At 56.6% G+C, this 17835-nt stretch carries 11 protein-coding genes; all 11 read right to left on the bottom strand.

The features are described from left to right. Window positions 1-4: 4 nt before the first annotated feature. On the bottom strand, window positions 5-1825 hold the full coding sequence (gene recD / locus ACOTZP_RS03605) for an exodeoxyribonuclease V subunit alpha (protein ID WP_271074788.1): 1821 nt from the start codon (window positions 1823-1825) through the stop codon (window positions 5-7). After that, window positions 1822-5364: an exodeoxyribonuclease V subunit beta gene (gene recB / locus ACOTZP_RS03600; protein WP_271074789.1), complete on the bottom strand. Its 3543-nt coding sequence runs from the start codon at window positions 5362-5364 to the stop codon at window positions 1822-1824. Before recB ends, recD begins: the two co-directional genes overlap by 4 nt. Next, window positions 5361-8243: a pitrilysin gene (gene ptrA / locus ACOTZP_RS03595; protein ID WP_271074790.1), complete on the bottom strand. Its 2883-nt coding sequence runs from the start codon at window positions 8241-8243 to the stop codon at window positions 5361-5363. The genes recB and ptrA overlap by 4 nt, the downstream gene beginning before the upstream one ends. Before the next feature lie 139 nt (window positions 8244-8382). Beyond that, complete coding sequence (gene recC / locus ACOTZP_RS03590) at window positions 8383-11757, bottom strand: exodeoxyribonuclease V subunit gamma (RefSeq protein WP_271074791.1); 3375 nt, start codon at window positions 11755-11757, stop codon at window positions 8383-8385. A 12-nt stretch (window positions 11758-11769) separates the two neighbouring features. Next, the gene (locus tag ACOTZP_RS03585) at window positions 11770-12093 is read right to left on the bottom strand and encodes a prepilin-type N-terminal cleavage/methylation domain-containing protein (RefSeq protein WP_023298509.1); all 324 of its coding nucleotides are present in this window, start codon (window positions 12091-12093) and stop codon (window positions 11770-11772) included. Further along, complete coding sequence (locus ACOTZP_RS03580; protein ID WP_421633655.1) at window positions 12078-12476, bottom strand: DUF2509 family protein; 399 nt, start codon at window positions 12474-12476, stop codon at window positions 12078-12080. Before ACOTZP_RS03580 ends, ACOTZP_RS03585 begins: the two co-directional genes overlap by 16 nt. Further along, window positions 12473-13033: a prepilin peptidase-dependent protein gene (locus tag ACOTZP_RS03575; RefSeq protein ID WP_271074792.1), complete on the bottom strand. Its 561-nt coding sequence runs from the start codon at window positions 13031-13033 to the stop codon at window positions 12473-12475. The genes ACOTZP_RS03580 and ACOTZP_RS03575 overlap by 4 nt, the downstream gene beginning before the upstream one ends. Then, complete coding sequence (locus tag ACOTZP_RS03570) at window positions 13024-13488, bottom strand: prepilin peptidase-dependent protein (RefSeq protein WP_023298512.1); 465 nt, start codon at window positions 13486-13488, stop codon at window positions 13024-13026. Before ACOTZP_RS03570 ends, ACOTZP_RS03575 begins: the two co-directional genes overlap by 10 nt. Window positions 13489-13671: 183 nt before the next feature. Then, complete coding sequence (gene thyA / locus ACOTZP_RS03565; protein ID WP_006811817.1) at window positions 13672-14466, bottom strand: thymidylate synthase; 795 nt, start codon at window positions 14464-14466, stop codon at window positions 13672-13674. 6 nt (window positions 14467-14472) lie between these two features. After that, the gene (lgt, locus tag ACOTZP_RS03560) at window positions 14473-15348 is read right to left on the bottom strand and encodes a prolipoprotein diacylglyceryl transferase (RefSeq protein ID WP_022649236.1); all 876 of its coding nucleotides are present in this window, start codon (window positions 15346-15348) and stop codon (window positions 14473-14475) included. 228 nt (window positions 15349-15576) lie between these two features. Then, the gene (ptsP, locus tag ACOTZP_RS03555) at window positions 15577-17823 is read right to left on the bottom strand and encodes a phosphoenolpyruvate--protein phosphotransferase (RefSeq protein ID WP_023306854.1); all 2247 of its coding nucleotides are present in this window, start codon (window positions 17821-17823) and stop codon (window positions 15577-15579) included. Window positions 17824-17835 lie beyond the last annotated feature (12 nt).

Below are 17835 nucleotides of genomic sequence, written 5' to 3'. Positions count from 1 at the left end.
TTACTCAGACAGATTCAAAAATCGCGCTTAATCCGCTTCTGCGCTCGGTGCGAGTGGCAATCGCCTGACCCAGCACGCGCTCATCCGCATACAGCGACAGACGCTGGCGCGCACGGGTAACGGCGGTGTAGACCAACTCACGGGTTACGACCGGCGAAAGCTGTGTCGGCAGGATCAGCGCCGCATGGTTGAACTCTGAGCCCTGAGACTTGTGTACCGTCATCGCCCATGCCGTTTCATGCTCTGGCAGACGGCTGGGCTGGACGGACTTCACGCTGCCGTCCGGTAGCTGGAACCAGACGCGCAAACCGTTACCGCGATCGAGCGCAATACCGATATCCCCGTTGAACAGCCCCAGCGTACTGTCGTTGCGGGAGATCATCACTGGCCGGCCTTCATACCATCGCGAATGCTGCTGACGGTTAATTTTGCGTTTCTGCACGAGCAGCTGCTCCAGCCTGTCGTTCAGGCCCGCAACGCCGAACGGCCCTTCCCGCAATGCGCACAGAAGCTGGTATTCGCCAAATGCGGCAATGACCTGCCCGGGCTGACTGCGCTGCTGCACGCAGCTCAGAAAACGCTGGTATCCATGGAGAGCCTCCTCAAGCATAGCCTGATACTCTTCTCCGCTTTGCAGCGATTTCTTTTCAATGTCAGTGAAAGAGCCGTCAAACACCGTGCGCGTGGCATGCCGATCGCCACGGTTGACCGCCGCAGCCAGCTGGCCGATGCCGGAGTCGCTACCGAAACGGTAGCTTTTTTGCAGCAGGCACAGGCTGTCACGCAGTGCGCCTGCGACCGGCGAGTGATCGGGTTCAAGCGAGCAGCCGGTCAGGCGGGCAAGCTCCTGCGCCCGCGCGGCGGTATAACCGTAGCTGGCGTAGGTACAGATATCCCCCAGTACCGCCCCGGCTTCCACGGAGGCGAGCTGGTCGCGATCGCCCAGGAAAACCACGCGCGCATGCGGCGGCAGAGCATCGATCAGGCGCGACATCATGGTCAGGTCAATCATGGAGGCTTCATCCACCACCAGCACGTCCAGATGCAGCGGATTACCCGCATGGTAGCGCAGCCGCTGGCTACCCGGCTGCGCGCCGAGCAGACGGTGCAGGGTACTCGCTTCACCCGGGAAAAGCGCAAGCTGCTCCTGAGTGAGCGGCAGCTGTTGCATCGCACCGCCCAGTGATTCGGTCAGTCGCGCCGCAGCCTTCCCGGTGGGTGCCGCCAGACGAATACGGCATCGCTGCTCGCCTGATAGCTGGATCAGGGCTGCCAGCAGCTTTGCGACGGTCGTGGTTTTCCCGGTCCCCGGGCCACCTGAAATCACCGAAATCCGCCGCGTCAGGGCGACGGCCGCCGCCACTTTCTGCCAGTCTGTAGGCTCACCGGAGTCAAACAGCCTGTCCAGTGTCTGGCGAAGCTGCGCTTCGTCGCAGGGAAGCGGCGCGTTGGTCTCACTAAAGAAACGCGCTACCGTCAGTTCGTTTCGCCACAGACGGTTCAGATATAAGCGCTCCCCCGTCAGGATCAGCGGCGCCTGGTTTTCTCCCGGCCCGACGGCCGACGATTCGCGCAAAATTTTCTGCCAGTCCACCCTCTCCCCCAGCAGCGCAAAGCAGGACTGGAGGACATGCGGCATTTTCTCGTCAACAACCAGACGCGAGAGCGGCAGACACACATGCCCCTCTCCGGCGTCTTTACTTAATAGGGCAGCGGCAAGCATCACGGCGGGCTGGTCAGCGGCAATCATCATGGCAAACTGCACATCCAGCTGACGCAGCACGCGTTGCTCTACCGCTTCCAGCAATAAGTCCTGCATCGTCATGCCATCTCCTCCGTGTTTGCTGCAAACAGGTTATCCATTTTATTAATCAATTCCGCATCCGGACGGGTGCTGAAGATCCCGGAGCGCGGATCGGCAGCGTCGACCCCGCGCAAGAAGAGGTAGATGACGCCACCAAAATGATCGTCGTAGCGGTAATCCGCAATACGGTGGCGCAAATAGCGGTGCAGCGCTAGCGTGTAGAGCTGATATTGCAGATCGTAGCGATGCATTTGCATGGCTGCCGCCATCGCCTGCTGGGTATAGGCTTCGCTGTTCTCGCCCAGCCAGTTCGATTTGTAATCCAGCAGGTAGTACCGTCCTTCGTGACGGAAGACCAGGTCGATAAAGCCTTTCAGCATGCCCTGCACTTGACGGAAGTTCAACGGCGGGCAACCGGCTGAGAGCGGATCGTACTGACGGATAAGCGCATCGAGCGCGTCGGCCTTAAGCGGGCCTGCGACAGGCAGATAAAACTCCATCTCAACCTGTTTATTTCTGGCCGTTAGCTGACGAAGAGCGAAGCCCTGCTCAGTCAGCGGTGCCTGCAAAATGGCGTTGATCCAGTCAGTGAGAACGGGCTGCCAGTGCGCGTCATAGCCCCCGCTCTGTAGCATCTTCAGCACCCACTCCTCACTGACAGGCTGAGTAAAATCAAGCTCTTCAAAGAGGCTGTGCAAAAAGGTGCCCGGCGACGCGCCGCGTGGGAACTGATGCGGAGTTAACGTCGGTTCAACCGGAATATCACCCACCCCTGCGGCATCCACGTCCAGCTTCGGCATGAGATCCAGCGCAATACTTTGCCCATGCTGTTGCAGGCCAGAATAGCTGGTGACGCGCCAGTCGTCGGCAAGCACCCGCGTGATCTGGCGCGCATTAAGATCGGTCGCGGGCTCTTGCGCCATTTGCCAGCGGCTATTGTCTGGCAGAGACGGGATATGCAGCGCGATATCGTCACCGCAGAGCGACTCAATGCAGAGGCGCAACCCCGCCGCATCTTTCGGCTCGCCACGCTGAATAAGCCGCCCTAACGCGCTTAAATGGAAATCGCTTTCCCCTGTTTTCTCCCCGCGACGGCGGAAAACCGGGGCGACGCCCAGGCTGCAATGCCAGACAGAACGGGTCAGCGCCACGTAAAGCAGGCGCAAATCCTCCGCCAGACGCTCCGCTTCTGCCAGTTCAACGCTGGTCTCCGCCTTGCTGAGATCGAGCACCGCATCGAAAGTCTCGCGGTCATGGTAAAAGGCCTGATCCTGAACCCGGTAGTTCGCGATGAAAGGCAGCCAGACCAGCGGATATTCGAGACCTTTGGATTTGTGAATGGTGACGATTTGCACCAGATGCTTATCGCTCTCAAGACGCATCTGCTGGCTTGAAGAGTTACTGTTTGGATCCGCGATTTGCTGCGCCAGCCAGCGCACAAGGGCATGTTCACTTTCAAGCTGGGTACCCGCTTCCTGTAACAGTTCGCTGATGTGTAAAATATCGGTCAGACGCCTTTCACCGCCGGATGTCGCCAGCATATTTTCGGCAATCTGACGCCGTGTCATCAGCTCGCGCAACATCGCCATGACGCCGCGCTTTTGCCAGCGTTCACGGTAATGGACAAACTCTTCTACCACCGCATCCCATGCGTTTTCGTCATGGTTGAGTTCATCAATATCCCGTGCGTTCAACCCCAGCATAGAACTGGCCAGCGCGCTTCGAAGCGTATTTTCGCGCTCCGGCGCCAGCACCGCCTGAAGCAACCAGAGCATTTCCTGGGCTTCCAGCGTGTCGAACACGCTGTCGCGGTTAGAGAGATACACTGACGGAATATCCAGCAACGTTAGCGCATCGCGGATTAACGCCGCTTCCTGACGACTGCGCACCAGCACGGTAATATCAGAGGCCTTTACAGGATATGCCTGTTCCCCCTTCCACAGTAGTGCCTCGCCGCGCGCGCCTGCGCTTAGCCAGTCACGGATTTGCGCGGCGCAGTGCTGGGCCATCGCCGCCTGATAATCGGCAACGCCATAGCCTTCCCCCTCAAGCAGCCAGAAGGTCATGGCGGGTTGCACCGCACCGCTGACTTCAAAGCGCAGGGATGCGTTGTTTGGGGCGGATTTCACCGGCAGGAAAGGGATTTCATTGAACATAAACGCAGTCTCCATACGGCTGAACAGCGCATTGACGCTCTCAACCATCCCCGGAGCGGAGCGCCAGTTGGTATCTAACGTGTAATGCGCGACCACCTCACTACGGGCTTTCATATAGGTGAAGATATCTGCCCCACGGAAGGCGTAAATGGCCTGTTTAGGGTCGCCTATCAGCAGCAGGGCAGTGTCGGGCTGCTGTCGCCAGATGCGGCGAAAAATGCGGTACTGCTGGGGGTCGGTGTCCTGAAATTCGTCAATCATCGCCACCGGAAAACGGGTACGGATCGCGCTGGCGAGCGCTTCACCATTCTCGCTGGACAGGGCTTCGTCCAGGCGGCTCAGCATGTCATCAAACCCCAGCTCGCCCCGGCGACGTTTTTCGCGCGCGACGGCCTGGCGGATCTCCGTCATGGCGCGGGTGATCATCAGGTCATTGAGCGTTAATGGCTCCGCAAGCAGCGCTTCAATCGCCACAAACAGGGGATGCTCAGGCACAATACCGTCGGCTTTGGTTCGCTCGGTCAAAAAGCGCTGCGAAAATTTTTCCAGTGCGTCCGGAAGCTGGTAACCCCGCGTCTCCTCCTGGGCCCAGGCGCTGATCTTTTCGATCCACTTCCCCTGGTTCCCACGGTTGAACTTGCGTCTGTCGATGCCTGAGTTTTCGATGATTGCATCAATTTCACCAACCGACTCATTCCATTTCTGCTTAAGCGCGGTAATTTTGGCGACGATCTTTTCATGGCGCGAGGCCAGCGTTTCATCGGCAGGCGGAGGAGATTTAATGACCGGCGCTTCGCCTTGCAGGTAACGGTCGATGGCGCGAAGAAGCTCTTCCGGACCTTTCCACAGGGCGTGAACCGCTTCAGCAATGTCGCGCTGCAACGGATAACAGTGACGACGCCAGAAATCCGCACAGGCCTGATAGCGAAGCTCGGATTCATCTTCAATAAGCTGCTGCTCAAAGAGCATGCCGGATTCAAACGCATTCAGGCTCAGCATGCGCTGACAAAAACCGTGAATGGTGAAGACGGACGCTTCATCCATTTGCCGTTCGGCCAGCAGCAGCCATTGCGCAGCCTGTTGCTTATCCGCAATCTCGTCCAGCAGGCTCGCATAGAGGGGGTTATCCGTCGTCTGACGCAGACAGGCGATGCGCAGCTCATGAATGTTGCTGCGAATACGGCCACGCAGCTCGGCAGTGGCCGCTTCGGTGAAGGTTACCACCAGCAGCTCTTCCACGCTTAACGGGCGCGAAAAAGCGGCGTTGCCGCCGAGCCCCAACAGCAGACGCAGATAGAGCGCGGCGATGGTATAGGTTTTTCCCGTTCCCGCTGAGGCTTCAATCAGTCGCTCACCCTGTAGAGGTAAACTTAGGGGATCAAGCGGCTCAGCGGTATGGGTCATTCTTTCTTACTCCAGGGCATAGTTTGTTGCAGCGCGCTGACGCTCTTCCAGACGGTCCACTCTTTTGATTTTACGTAGTCCGTTTTCCCGTTCTGGCTGCCAGAAACCTGAGACAGGATGGCCATACCCTGCGGTTTTACTACCGCCTGATGGAAGAAATCGGCAACTTTTTGTGGCGTCAGCTGTTTTATTTCGGCCACTATTTTATCACGCGAATCAAATTTCATATTACCGCGATCAAAATCTTTGCTCAGCTGCGAGGCCTCTTCACCCAGCGTCTGCGGCGGTTGCATCACCTGGGCGATAACCGCCTGCTGGATCTGGGCAAACTCTTCCGGCTTCATGGCGCGCAGTTTTGCTTCCGCCTGCGGGAAGAATGCCTGATAACGTTGCCACAGGTAAGCGGGTTGTTTGTCGCTGCTTTGCAGAAGGAAGCCCAACCCCCACTGACGGCCCACATTCATCGAGAAAGCGAATACCGCATAACCCAGCTGCTCTTCGGTGCGCAGCTGGTTGTAAAACCACGGCTGAATAATTTGACCGAGCACCGCACTCTGGGCAGAGCTGGTAAATTCGTCATATCCGACAGGGACAAACACCGCGGCCAGCGCGGAATCCGTGCTGCTTCCCGCTTTTTCGAAGATCGCATTCTGCTTTTTCTCTACCAGCACATCCTGGTTACGGCACCACTCATCGCCTTTTGAACCCAGTTGCGCACGCACGTTTTGTGCCAGCGTTTTAGCCTGATCTTCGCTCATGTTCCCTACAACCAGGAACTCCGGACGAGTATTGGTTTTCAGCGAATCACGGTAAGCCAGCACCTCTTTTAAGGTGACTGAGGGCAATAACGCGCGGCGATCTTCGCGCTGGAAATAAGGAATTTGGGACAACATCTGTGCTGGCATAATCGCCTGATCGTAGGCTTTACCCTTCTCGGCAGAATCCATCATCTGGGCATACCAGGACTTAGCCTGCTCGAGCTGTTCTTCCGTAGGCGTATAGCTGAAATAACCGTCCAGCAGCGCCTGGAACAGCTGCGGCAAACGCTGGGTATAGCCGTTGGCATTCACCATCAGACCGTTATTGGCATTGGTGGAGAAACTGATACCGCCAACGGCAGCCTGGTTGCTGAGCTGATCGAGGGCAATACCGGCCAGATAATCGTTAAGCGCAAACAGCACCTGGTTTCTGGCGCTGTCCATTGCTTTAGGATTACGCAGCACTACGCTGACATCCGCTTTTGGCTCGTCGCCGAAATAGCGGCTTGGGGTGTAGACCACGCGCAGCGTCGGCTCATCAACAATCAGCTCCGGATGCGGATAGGCCTTTGCGGGTTTGATCAGCGAGAAATCGTCCGGGATGTAGGGGTTAAGCTCCGGTAACTTCAGCGCAATTTCCCCCGCCTTTTTCTGCCAGCCCGCGAAGGTCTGTTCGCTGATTTTTTCAACCTGATACGGGGCATCAACGAAGTAGGCCATTTTGTTATGCGGTTCGTTCGGGCTGATATACCAGACGCGGGCATTCTGCGGAGTCATCATCGCCAGACGCGCTTTGAGCGCCCCGGCGTCATACTGATCGGCAATATTTACCGCATCCAGCGTATGTTCCACCGGCACGCGGATCATGGTATCTGCCAGCCACTCGACGTAGTCCATATCACGCGTAATAGAGGGATAGCGGAAATCGAGATCCAGCACGTGCGCCAGCTCGTCGAAGTAGCGTTTATCGACGCCTTTGTCGCGCAGCAGAGAGAGATAACTGAAAATGGCCGCAACGACGTCGTCACGGTGAGCCAGCCCTTTATCGGTCAGCGTCGCGGAGATGGCCAGCACGCCGCTATTCCCGTTTACGACGGGATCGGAGTCAGCGCGAATACCTTCCACCAGCCCCTGCTTTTGCAGCCAGTCGGAGAGCGTACCCGGGCTGCGGTTACCGATAAGATAAGTCACCAGCTCGTCGGTTTTGCTGCGGAACTGCGCCGTGTTGTTATCAATACGGAATTCAACGCGTAACACCTTGCGCGGCAAGGCCGGCACATAGTGAATAACAATGCCTTTTTGCGCGTCCGTGACAACCGGCACGTTAATCTGCGGCAGATCGATATTTTTATTTGGCACCCTGCCATAGGTCTGCGCAGCCATGTTTGCCAGCGTCGGCAACGGTTTATTGCTGTAAATAACCGCATTCATCAGATTGGCGGAATAGTATTTTTCACGAAACGCATGCAGCGCATCGAGCACCGGGCTACCCGGCTTGTCGCTCAGCGTTTCAAGGTTGCCGCCTGAGAAGCGCGAACCCGGGTGCGCCGGATTGATGGTTTCAGCGCTAACCTGCGCCATGCGCATACCGTCTCGCGTGCGCGCCATCGTCAGTTCGGCGTTTACGGCGTTGCGTTCCCGGTCAGCATATTTTTTATCCAGCAGCGGTGCGGCGATGGCATCCGCCAGACGGTCCACCGCCCCGTCAAGCGCATCATTTTCCACTTCCAGGTAAAACGCAGTACGATACGGCGCAGTGCTGGCGTTGTGGCTGCCACCATGCATTTTCAGAAATTCGGACAGGCTGTCAGGCTGTGGGTATTTTTTAGACCCCATCAGCGTCATGTGCTCAAGGTAGTGCGCCAGTCCCGGATGGTCATCAGGATCTTCCAGCGATCCGACCGGCACAACCAGTGCGGAGAGCGATTTAACCGCCTGAGGATCGGAAACCAGCAGCACGGTCATCCCGTTATCAAGACGAATCGCCTGATACTGACGGGTGTCCTTATCGCTCTTACGGATTGTTTCCTGGACAGGTTGCCAACCGGAATCGGCCTGAGTGACGGGAGCCCAAAGGGCGATAAACAAAACAAACGCTTTGAACAAGGTGCTGCCTGGCATTACGACCTCTTTATCACGGCTACATCATTAACAACGTGCGTGCTGGACACGCCAGCATCTCTTTCTCTGGGTACATCAGTCCGTGATAAGAGGTGCATCATAAATGAACACCCCGTGCTGTGCAATTTTTATACAGCACTCAGGACTGCTTAAATTTGAACAACGGTAACAGGTAGCGTTGCGCCTCTTCCGTGATAATGTCGAAATATTCTGGCTCCAGCGTTCGCCATAAACGTTGATACCAGACATCGTCGCCCTCGCCACGTACCATCATGTTCCCTTCGTAGGCCTGCAAAAACTTGCTGCGCGCTTTCTGGAGCGAAGCCTCATCCGTTAACATGGCATCATTCTGCGCGTCGTAACAGGCTTTTATCCATGCCCCCCCACTTTCAGGCAGCAAAAGCAGAGGCTTGTTCATGCCCTGACGATAACCTTCAATATAAAGCGACAGATACGTCAACGCCTGCTCAGGCTCCATCGGCGGGAAGCGCCACTCGCCGTCCTTACGTACAAACAACCGGCTTTCGCCTTCGTGACCACTCGCACTGTAGACAAGATGTTCGAGCCAGAGTTGCAGGCCATGTGAAACGCTGAGCATAGATGGGCGCCAGCGTAGCAGCCCGTCAGACTGCACGTGCGTGAGCCAGCCGCTGAGGTGCATACCGTTACAATCGAGATCAATTTCAATGCTGCTCGCCGGTTGCCGACACGCGATAACCCGGTCAGCAAGCGCTTGCATCTCCTCACACTGGGCATCCCAGACGATTTCGCCGAACGCACCATACGGCAGTAATCCCGACGCCCTGTAACGTCGGAACAGTTTACTGGCGTCTTCTTCGTCAACCAGCGCATTCAAAAGCTGGGAATTAAGCTTAAAACGCTCCAGTCCATCAAGAATAAACGGTTCCGCATCAGGGATTTCGCTCTCTTCCGAGCGGAAGTTCACCTGCAAGCGTTGCTGGAAAAAAGCCCGAACCGGATGGGCCCAAAAGCGCTGCAGCTGCTCAAACGTAAGGGTGTCTATGGCGCGCGGTTCGAGCGCCTGAATGAAATCGGTTTGCGGTGTGCCCGCGTTCTTCGCAGCGGGAAGCCACTCGCGGGCGTAGCTTTGCAGTTCATCAGGAACGTAATTGACAGGATCAAACGGCATACGGCTATGGTGACAGGTAATATGCGCTTTCACCCGACGTTCGCTTTCGTCGCAGTTACAGGCCTCATCGCCCGGCAGATAGTGACTCTGCCCGATGTAGTCCATCAGCTCCTGCACCAGCACGGATGGGAAACGCTCGCTGTTGTCCTGAATTGAACGGCCGATATAGCTGATATAAAGCCTGCTTTGCGCAGACATCAGCGCCTCAAGGAAGAGATAACGGTCATCATCGCGGCGGCTGCGGTCGCCCCGCTTCGGCTGTGCGCTCATGAGATCAAAGCCAAGGGGTGGCAGCGCACGTGGATAAATACCGTCGTTCATGCCAAGCAGACAGACTACTTTGAACGGGATTGAACGCATCGGCATCAGGGTGCAGATATTCACCGGCCCAGCAAGGAAGCGCTGGCTGATGCGCTCCTGATCGAGACGTTGCGTCAGCTCATCACGCAGAAGCGAAAGGGGAACCGCCTCGTGATAGTGCGAATTAACCCCCTCATCAACGATGGCCTGCCACTGCTTCTCGATAAGCGCCATGGCGGCTTCCGTTTCGCTGTCCGGCAGGAAGAAGTCATTTAGCATTTCGCGGCAAATCGGCAGCCACTCTTCGAGTGGACGGGGCTGCATCAATGCACGGCGCCAGCGGTTGAGCTGCATCAGCAGCGAGGCTAAGTGACCAACCAGTTCCGCAATTAACCCACTGGACTCATCGTACGGCAGCACGTCATTCCATTCGCCGTGGATGCTCTCCATCGCATACCCCAGCAGCATACGCGTCAGGCCAAACTGCCAGGTATGCTGGCCAGTCGCGGGCAGCTCAAACTCCTGGACGTTATCATCGTCGATTCCCCAGCGGACGCCGGATTCGTTGACCCACTGGCGCAGGTAGCGCAAGCCCTCTTCGTTAATGCTGAAGCGTGCGGCCAGAACAGGCACATCCAGTAATGCCAGCACATCCTCAGAGATAAACCGGCTATCAGGCAGCGAAAGCAGGCTGATAAAGGCCTGTAGCGCCGGGTGTGACTGACGAGCACGGCGGTCAGAGATCGCGTAGGGAAGATAGCGGTCGCCCGTTGCGCTGCCAAATACAGCCTGAATAAACGGGCTGTAGCTGTCGATATCCGCCACCATCACCACGATATCGCGCGGTGTCAGGGTTGGGTCGCCCTGCAACATAGCCAACAGGCGGTCATGAAGAATTTCAACTTCACGCTGTGGGCTGTGGCAAACGTGGATCGCGATACTGCGATCGTCAGGATCCAGTTTTCGCTTCTTATCGCTTCGCGCAAACTCCTCGGCAGTGATCCCGGCCACGGCACGGTTTTCTAAATCCAGAATATCAAGCTGAATATTGTGCAGCAGGCTGTCCGGCGTAATATCCGCAAACGCGTCCACGTCCCCCTCTCCCGAGGAGGTGATATCTGAAAGCAGATAAATATAGTCGCGCCCCAGCTTGCCCCACGAGGCAAGTAGCGGGTTCGGCAGGTTCTGAATCCCCTCTTCATCGAAAAGCTGCGCCGCGTTTTCACTGTCTTTAAACAGCGGCACGGCGCGTTCCTCAAAGAGGCGTTTACGCTGGCGGGTGACCAGCCGTGAAAGCCAGCGCGGATCCTGAATATCTCCCCAATAGTGCCGACATGGGTTGGTAAAGAGGATATGGATATCAATGTGCTTACCGAGCGCTTTTAGCGCGTTCAGGTAGACAGGCGGCAGCGCGGAGATACCGCAAATGAACACGCGTGACGGCAAACGGGCTGGCCGTTCTGCGGTGTTCTCGAGTGTTGAGATAAAGCGATCGTACAAGTTAGCACGGTGCCATTTAGGCTGACCGAGCTGCCCGGTATGCTCGACCAGCGCTTTCCAGAGCGGCGCCTGCCAGATTTGCGCTTCCGGTAACCCATCGACTAATTCTCCCGCTTCCCAGCGAATCAGCCATTCTGCGCGGTAAACCAGATACTGGTCATAGAGGTCAGCAGTGCGTGAGGCCAGCTGAAAAAGTTTGCGCTTGTCGGTGTCGTCATTCAGATAGTGGCGCAGCATGGCGAACTCATCATGCGCCAGCATGTCCGGCAGCAGCGTCATCAGTTTCCAGGCCATGCTTTGTTTGTTGAAGGCACTCTGCTCAGGAATATCCGGCAGGACGCGTACAAACATCTCCCAGATAAAGCTCGCGGGCAGCGGAAAATCGATATTCGCCGCAATGCCAAACTTCTGCGAAAGGGACATTTGTAGCCACTGCGCCATACCGGTGCTCTGCACCAGCACCATTTCTGGCTCAAACGGATCGTCAAGACGCTCTTGCTCAACGATATACTCCATCAGTGCTTCCAGCACATCCAGACGATTTGAGTGGTAAACCCTTAGCATAAACGCTCCCGACTAGCGGCTAACCGGGCAATGCAGACGCGTCAACGCGCCCTGCCGCCCCAGAGGAGAAATAAGTGTGACCGTGATGCTGACACATCCGGACTGTGTTGTCTGCCCCCGACTGACCTGCCAGCCCGGCGGGAGCGTTAATGTTGAGATCTGCGACTGATTCCACGCATGATGCCATAGCTGGCGATACTGGCTAAGCGCCGCATACCGGGCTGCCAGCGCGCGATGATATCCGGATAACGCCGTCACAACTACAACCAGCAACATCATTGCCAGCAAAACCTCAACCATGCTAAATCCTTTTTGTCTGCTCAGGGTAACTGACATAGCGCACTTTCCTTAAGGGGGCAGAAGTCGCTCCAGCCGTGGGCAGAAAAGCGTATTTGTCCTTCCGCGATATCCCCGCCTCGCCATAGCAACAGATCGTCATTTCCGGCAACAAGCAAAACACGCTCCTCAAACAGCCTTACACAGACCCGCAGACCTTGTGTCTGCTTGCACTGAACCTCTGGCTGTAAAGCCCAGTCTTGAACGCGTCCCCACTCCAGTGCAGATTGCAAGGCAGCCTGCTGGCGAACAGACAAACTCTCGACATTCACCAACGTACTAAAGGTTTGCAACTGCTGGTTTAATCCGGTGAGGATCAGCGTGCCGAGCACCAGCAATAGCAGGACCAGCGCCAGCGATGACATGCCCCGCTGACGATTCACAGATTAAACCCCGTTACGGTGTGGCGAGCCGAAAAGGGTGCGGTCAGTTCACCTTTGCGGCGGGCACGCAGCTCGATACTGATGACCGGCGCAAAGCCAGCACGATCGGTTTTAATGACCATAAACTGCTCTATCAGGACCCGATCCGGGTCAGTGAGCTTATCCCATCCCTTACCTTCACAGGATGTCGCGCCCCGCAGCGTTTCGAGCGTTCCGGACTCAAGCCGGAATCCCGTGCTGTCATTTTCTGACGCGGTGCTATCCCACTGGCCGTTGCTGTTTGCATCCCACTGCACAATTGCACATCGTCCTTGCCTGCCGATGATCACCCCCTGCCCCTGGCAATGCCCTGCACAATATCCTGCTCGCTGGAACTGTTTACCCATCGCAAGCAGGCGTTGCCACACCTCATCTTCCAGCTCCCGTTGCCCGGATTGCAGTAAAACACCCCGCTGTAGCCCCGGTAAAAAACGTGACGTGCTGAGTAACAGAATGCTGCTTATCGTCATCGCAATCAGGACCTCCAGCAGGGAAAACCCTTTTTGTTTTACTGGCATAGACTTTCTCCTGCGGCATTACACAGCCTGATACGTCCGCCATTTGAGACAATAACCCACCACGCACCGGCGCGGCTCTGCACGCGAATATGTCCGGCCCATGCGGTATCCCTTAAGCCGTAAAATCCCAGCGCAGGCGTTACGTCGCTCAGCGTGACCTCCGGCCATAACGGTTTCATCACGAACGGGCCGCCGCTGTCGCAGCCCGGGACCACAGCGCTGACAAGGCAGGCCTGATTCCCGTCAGCGTGAAGCGCGATCCTGTGCTCGCTGTTGTGACGATTTGCGTCGTTTCGTAAGAACGCCAGGTAATCCCGCACCTGACAGGCTGTCTGCCAGAGCCGCTGCCGCTGTTGCCAGCTGTCCCAGCCATAAAGTCCCGTCGCGCTGAGGATCACAACCAGCGAGATGGCGAAAAGGGTTTCGATAAGCGTAAAGCCATGTTCGTTTTTCATGGCGGGAGTGTGGCGGAATGGCAGAAAAGGCGCGAGCGTTAAACCAGAACATTACGAGCCGCTTTCCGGAGATTTTCACCCGTTGCAACGCGTTACATCGTCTCTGGAAACAGGCTCGAAGAACAAAACGAGCGCGAAAAAAACCGGCGCTAAAGAGCACCGGTTATGTCAGGATTCGCCGTATCAGATGGCGACAGGGGCTTTGATGCCAGGATGCGGGTCGTAGCCTTCAATCTCGAAGTCATCAAAACGGTAATCGAAGATCGAGTCCGGTTTGCGTTTGATCACAAGCTTCGGCAATGCACGCGGTTCGCGCGTCAGCTGGAGATGCGTCTGTTCCATATGATTGCTGTAGAGGTGGGTATCACCGCCCGTCCAGACAAAATCGCCCACTTCAAGATCGCACTGCTGCGCCATCATGTGCACTAACAGCGCGTAGCTGGCGATGTTAAACGGCAGGCCGAGGAACACGTCGCAGGAGCGTTGATACAGCTGGCAGGAGAGTTTGCCGTCCGCCACGTAGAACTGGAAAAACGCGTGGCAAGGCGCCAGCGCCATTTTATCCAGTTCACCCACGTTCCAGGCAGAAACAATGATACGGCGCGAGTCCGGGTCATTTTTCAGCTGGTTCATGACGGTCGTGATCTGGTCGATATGGCGGCCGTCCGGGGTAGGCCACGCGCGCCATTGCTTGCCGTAAACCGGCCCCAGGTCGCCGTTCTCATCTGCCCACTCGTCCCAGATGGAGACATTGTTTTCATGCAGATAAGCAACGTTGGTATCGCCTTGCAGGAACCAGAGCAGTTCATGAATGATCGAGCGCAGATGGCAGCGCTTCGTCGTCACCAGAGGGAAGCCTTCTTGCAGATTGAAGCGCATCTGGTGGCCAAAAATGGAGAGCGTACCGGTGCCGGTGCGGTCGTTTTTCGGCGTGCCCTCGTCGAGCACTTTTTTCATCAATTCAAGATACTGTTTCATGATTCCTCAGGAAAGTTGTTGCTGTGGACGACGACGATACGCCCAAATCATCATAATGGCACCCGCGACAATCATCGGAATGGAGAGGATCTGCCCCATGCTGATGTACTGTACCCACTCGCCGGTAAACTGTGCATCCGGCTGGCGGAAGAACTCGACGATGATACGAAACGCGCCGTAGCCAATCAGGAACAGACCAGATACTGCCCCCATTGGGCGCGGTTTGCGGATATACAGATTCAGGATGATAAACAGCACCACACCTTCCAGCGCCAGCTCATAAAGCTGAGACATATGACGCGGCAGAACGCCGTAGGTATCGAAAATGGACTGCCACTCAGGATGCGAAGGCAGCAGCGCGATATCCTCTGCGCGGGAGCCCGGGAACAGCATGGTAAACGGCACGCTCGGATCGACACGCCCCCAGAGTTCACCGTTGATGAAGTTGCCCAGACGCCCTGCACCCAGCCCAAACGGGATTAATGGCGCAATAAAATCAGCCACCTGGAAGAAGTTACGTTTGGTGCGTTTGGCGAAGATCACCATCACGAGGATCACACCAATCAGTCCGCCGTGGAAGGACATGCCGCCGTCCCAGACGCGGAACAGATAGAGCGGGTCGTTCAGGAATACCGGGAAGTTGTAGAACAGGACATAGCCGATGCGCCCGCCCAGGAATACGCCAAGAAAGCCAGCATAAAGCAGGTTTTCCACTTCGTTCTTCGTCCAGCCGCTGCCCGGACGACTGGCGCGACGACCAGCAAGCCACATGGCAAAGACGAAGCCCACCAGGTACATCAGTCCGTACCAGTGAAGCGCTACAGGTCCTATTGAGAAAATAACCGGATCGAATTCCGGAAAATGCAGATAACCACTGTTCATCTGTCACCACAAGATGTTGTTATTCCGCTGAAAGTGGACAGCGGCTGAATTGCATTCCCGCCGTTGGCAGGTGCTCCAAAGTTGCGAATCATAGCATAAGGCAGGCGCGGAGGATGCGCCTGAGATGTAAAAGATGTGTATAGGGTTTTATGCGCGCTGTTCCCCCTCACCCCATTCCTCTTCCTCAAGGGAGAGGGGGTCGTCCGAGCAGTCATTATTTTGTGGGGATCAGCGGCCGCCGCGGATCAAACCGCCCATGCCGCGTCGCTCCATAAACGCCGCCACCTGATGGCGCACTTCGGCTGCCAGCTGTGCCTCCAGGCTTCGCGCGGCCAGCTCATGCGCCTCATCTTGTTCGATGTGACGTAACAGGTATTTCACACGCGCAACGGAACGTCCGTTCATTGACAGGTGACGGAAACCGAGGCCAATCAGGATCGCCACGCACATCGGATCGCCGGCCATTTCACCGCACAGGCGCAGGTCGATATTATGCTGCTCGGCTTCGCGGGCGATCATCGCCAGGGCACGAAGCATCGCCGGATGCAGGCTGTCGTAGATACTGGCCACGCGCGTATTGTTGCGATCGACCGCCAGAATGTATTGCGTTAAGTCGTTGGTGCCAACGGAGATAAAATCAACGCGGGTCGCCAGCTGCGGTAACATAAAGACCATCGAAGGCACTTCCAGCATCACGCCAATACGGGGTTTAGGGATCGCGTAGCCGATCATCTCTTCCACTTCGCGCCCTGCACGTTCAATCAACCGCCGCGCTTCGTCGATCTCGTCAATACTGGTGACCATCGGCAGCAAAATGCTGAGATTCCCCGTGGCCGCGTTGGCACGCAGCATCGCACGAACCTGGATAAGGAAAATTTCCGGCTGATCGAGGGTAATGCGGATCCCACGCCAGCCGAGGCAGGGATTCTCTTCACTGATGGGCATATAGGGCAGTTGCTTATCCGCGCCGACGTCGAGGGTGCGCAACGTGACGGGTTTGTCGTTAAACATCTGCAACATGCCCTGATACTGCGCAACCTGCTCCTCTTCTGACGGGAAGCCGCTTTGCAGCATGAACGGTATTTCGGTGCGGTAGAGACCAATGCCATCGATGCGGCTGCCGAGCTTCTCTTCATGCTCGGGGCTTAATCCCGCGTTGAGCATCACCTTCACCCGCTCACCGCTCTTGAGCTGCGCGGGCAGGTTGACGTCATCTTCCGCCAGCTTGCTTAATTCATTCTCTTCGCTGATAAGACGCTGGTACTCCTGAAGAAGAACCGGCTCAGGATCCACCAGCAACTCACCGCGATATCCGTCCACCACCAGCGTACGGCGATGCAGTACGGAGGGCTGAATATCCGCCCCCATCACGGTCGGAATACCGAGCGCACGCACCATAATGGCGGCATGAGAGTTAGCTGCGCCATCGCGCACCACCACGCCCGCCAGCCTGTCCTGCGGTAATTCCGCCAGCGTCGTCGCCGAGAGTTCATCGGCCACCAGCACAAACCGGTTCGGCCAGGCATTAGCCCCCTGAATAGTATCATCGAGGTGGAACAGCAGACGTTGCCCAAGCGCGCGTAAATCGCCGGCGCGCTCTTTCAGATAGCCGTCAGTCAGTACCGCAAACTGCTCGGCAAATTTTTCAATGACCTTTTTAACCGCCCACTCTGCCACCGACCCCTTATCGACCTCGGCAAATAACTCACGACGCAAACGCGCATCGGAAAGCAGGTGTGAGTAGAGATCGAAAATGGCCGCCGTCTCTTTTTGCGCGCCAGCGGCAAAGCGTTTGCTGTAGCGACGAAACTCATTCGCCGCCTCTTCCAGCGCAGCGGTGAGCCGTTCGCGCTCAAGCGCCTCATCCAGCGTAGAGGCTTCGTAGACCTGCTCCATCAGCGGGAGCGTGGCATCCATCCAGCCTTCGGCAATAGCGACCCCCGGCGAGGCCGGAAGCGCGCGAATACGCGTATGACGATACTGACCAAAAAGGGCTGTCAGTTGGGACTGAGAGAGGATCGCCGCCATCTGCGTTGCCAGCGTGACGAGGAAGGACTCCTCGCTTTCATCGTACTGGCGCAGCTCGCGCTGCTGAACAACAAGCACGCCAAGCAGCTGGCGGCGCTGAATAATCGGTACGCCAAGAAACGCGCGGAAACGCTCTTCTTTGACGGAAGGAATATATTTGAAGCTGGGGTGTTTTTGCGCATCGGCAAGGTTGATTGGCTCCGCCAGTCGCCCGACCAGGCCAACAATACCTTCATCAAACGCGAGCGTGACGGTACGTCCCCGTGGTTTTTTTAAACCGCGGGTTGCCATAAGGTAGTAGCAACGTCGGTCATGGTCGGCCAGGTAGACCGAACAGACCTCGGTTTCCATCGCAAGACAGATGTCCGTCACCAGAATATTCAGCGCCTCGTTGAGGCGAGGCGCACTGGCGACCTTTTCAACTATTTCTCGCAAGCGGGTGAGCATGATTTGCGTAGC

The sequence above is a fragment of the Enterobacter cloacae complex sp. SYL001 genome (assembly GCF_049237025.1).
Lineage (GTDB): Bacteria > Pseudomonadota > Gammaproteobacteria > Enterobacterales > Enterobacteriaceae > Enterobacter > Enterobacter intestinihominis.
The sequence above is the reverse complement of the archived record's forward strand: the minus strand, read 5'-3'. Positions and strand labels throughout refer to the sequence as shown.